We start from the raw sequence: 2,562 nt of genomic DNA, 5'->3' as shown, positions 1-2,562 counted from the left end.
GGCCGCGTCGGCGAGGAGGTCGACGAGCGCCCCCCGCTCCGGTGTCGATTCGAAGTCGTGGACGGACGCGATCACCGCGACACCCTCCTCACGGGCCGTCTCGCGTAGCGCCGTCGCGTGTGACCGCTCCCCGGTTGGCGCGTTGCCGCGGAGCGCGGCGAGTTCGATGTCGACAGCGACGACCGCGTCGTGGACGACCGACGACGATAGCGCGTCGTACCGCCCGATGTCGTCCGCCTCACCCCCCTCCCACGCGGCGCGGTTCGTGACGACGAGGGGGAGCGTCCCGTCGTACGCGTCGAGCTGCGCTAGCGGGTCGGCGGCGAGGTCCATCCGGAACTCCACCGCGTCCGCGTGCTCGCGAGCACGCGGTTCGGCTCTCAGGTCGCCGGTGCTCGCCGCCAGGACGAACTCCTCGAACATGGGCGGCGGTTCGCGGTCGGGGGACTTAGGTGTGGTCTCGGTCGGGCGGGGCGTCGTCGGCGGTGTTCGAGCCGTTCGGACTGTTCGGGCCGTTTGAACCGTCCGAACCACTAGCACCCGTCCCGCGCGTCCACAGCAGGACCCCCAGTCCGACTACCACGATACCTGCTGGAAGGAGAAGCGGTGAGCCCGTCCCCGACCCGAGCGAGCCGTCGACACCGAGTACGATCAACGACCCGCCGATGGCGACCTGTGCGACCGCACGGAGTCTGAGACGCGTGAGCCGTGTCCCACCGAGCTCGCGGCCGATCCCGACTCCCACCGCCGAGCACAGGTAAACGCTCCCGGCGACCAGACCGCCGAGAATGGCGACGCCGACGGCGACACCGTCCGAACCGACCGCATCGCCCGACGCGATCCACCCTGCTCCGCCGAACAGCAGGAGCCCCACGAACAGGTCCCGGAGATACATGTGGGTACGCGCGGGGGCCGTGGTGAAAAACGACGCGGCGAGTGGCGACGCAGCGAGTGTGCGATGTGGCGGGAGAGGTAGTCGAACGGGAAACGGACGACCAGCCGCCACGAGGGGGTGACTGCGCGGAGAACCGACTGCGTGAAGACCGACTACGCGACGAGGCCGTCCTCGGCCTCTAACAGCTCGTGGTACCGGTTCCGGATCGTGACCTCACTGATGTCGGCGACCTCCGAGACCGCGGCCTGAGTGGTCTTCTCGTTGGTGAGCAGGGCGGCGGCGTAGACGGCGGCCGCGGCGAGCCCCACCGGCGACTTCCCGCTGTGGACGCCCTTCTCCTTGGCGTTCTTCAGGAGGCCGCGGGCGCGCATCTCCGACTCCTCGCTGAGTTCGAGGTCGGAGGCGAACCGCGGAACGTACTGCTCGGGGTCGGCGGGCTTGACCTCCAGTTTGAGCTCGCGGACGACGTAGCGGTACGTCCGGGCGATCTCCGCCTTCTCGACGCGGGAGACATCGGCGATCTCGTCGAGGCTGCGCGGGACGCCGGCCATCCGCGCGGCGGCGTACACACAGGAAGTCGAGACGCCCTCGATCGAGCGGCCGGGCAGGAGGTCCTCGTCGAGCGCGCGGCGGTAGATGACCGACGCGGTCTCACGGACGTTGTCCGGGAGGCCGAGCGCGCTCGCCATGCGGTCGATCTCGCCGAGCGCCTGCTTGAGGTTGCGCTCCTTCGAGTCGCGGGTGCGGAAGCGCTCGTTCCACTTGCGGAGCCGCTGCATCTTCTGGCGCTGGCGCGCGCCGAGCGAGCGGCCGTAGGCGTCCTTGTCGCGCCAGTCGATGTTGGTCGAGAGCCCCTTGTCGTGCATCGTGTTGGTGGTGGGCGCACCCACACGGCTCTTCTCGTCCTTCTCGCGGGAGTCGAACGCGCGCCACTCCGGCCCGCGGTCGACCGAGTCCGCCTCGACGACGAGGCCACAGTCCGCACACACCGTCTCACCGTGTTCCTCGTCGGTGACGACTTGGCCGTCACACTCCGGACAGGACAGCCCCTCGTCCGTTCGTTCCGATGCCTCCTCAGTCTCTCCGCGGGTGCGACTCCCCCGGGTATGTAGTCGTTCGGTCATGGCTCTGCTGTCTCCCGGCATACAAAACGCCCGGAAGCAGTCTTACCCGAAAGACGGCGGACCGTGACTTAAAACGCCCGGAACGTGTCGCCGACGCGACGACGGATCGACACGATCTATCACGAGGATCCCGAGAGTCGTCGCCCGGACCGAACCCTTTCTGTCGCTCCGGTCGTACGAGCGTGTGATGACCGGACCACGGGTCGTTTCCCTCGCGCCGAGCGCGACCGCGACCGTCGCGGCGATGGGCGCGGCCGACACGCTCGTCGGCGTCACCCACCACTGTGACCCACCCGACGACGCCGGCGACGCGCACGACTGCGACCCCGCCCCCGTCGGCGGCTGGATCGACCCCGATCTCGATCGGGTGACCACCCTCGACCCCGACGTCGTCCTCACCAGCGACGCGCTACAGGCCGATGTCGTCGCGGCGTGTCGCGACCGGGGGTTCGATGTCCGCCATCGGGAGCCCGCTACCCTCGCGGACGTCCTCGACGGATTCGCTGCACGGGGACGGGCCGTCGACCGAGCGGCGGCAGGAGA

4 protein-coding genes are annotated in these 2,562 nt (G+C 69.5%); 1 reads left to right on the top strand and 3 read right to left on the bottom strand.

Translation table 11 applies throughout. The features are described from left to right. The 3 genes from ACFQEU_RS14335 to ACFQEU_RS14325 form a co-directional block, all read right to left on the bottom strand. Window positions 1-423: type I 3-dehydroquinate dehydratase (locus ACFQEU_RS14335; protein ID WP_379783256.1), on the bottom strand; the 423-nt coding region annotated here is incomplete at its 3' end. Window positions 424-448: 25 nt separating this feature from the next. Beyond that, complete coding sequence (locus ACFQEU_RS14330) at window positions 449-895, bottom strand: hypothetical protein (protein ID WP_379783254.1); 447 nt, start codon at window positions 893-895, stop codon at window positions 449-451. A gap of 152 nt (window positions 896-1,047) precedes the next feature. Further along, window positions 1,048-2,019: a transcription initiation factor IIB gene (locus ACFQEU_RS14325; protein WP_379783252.1), complete on the bottom strand. Its 972-nt coding sequence runs from the start codon at window positions 2,017-2,019 to the stop codon at window positions 1,048-1,050. Window positions 2,020-2,206: 187 nt separating this feature from the next. Here ACFQEU_RS14325 and ACFQEU_RS14320 point away from each other — a divergent pair. Then, window positions 2,207-2,562, top strand: a 356-nt coding sequence (locus ACFQEU_RS14320) for a helical backbone metal receptor (RefSeq protein WP_379783250.1), incomplete at its 3' end; no start/stop codon positions are given.

This window comes from Halorubrum tibetense (genome assembly GCF_042661865.1).
In the GTDB taxonomy this organism is placed as follows: Archaea; Halobacteriota; Halobacteria; order Halobacteriales; family Haloferacaceae; genus Halorubrum; species Halorubrum tibetense.
Note: the sequence above shows the minus strand (reverse complement) of the source record. Positions and strands in the feature narration are given on the sequence as shown.

Bases quoted from the DNA above. Each gene is read 5' to 3' on its own strand.
- ACFQEU_RS14330 (WP_379783254.1), bottom strand. From the start codon at position 895: ATGTATCTCCGGGACCTGTTCGTGGGGCTCCTGCTGTTCGGCGGAGCA.
- ACFQEU_RS14325 (WP_379783252.1), bottom strand. From the start codon at position 2,019: ATGACCGAACGACTACATACCCGGGGGAGTCGCACCCGCGGAGAGACT.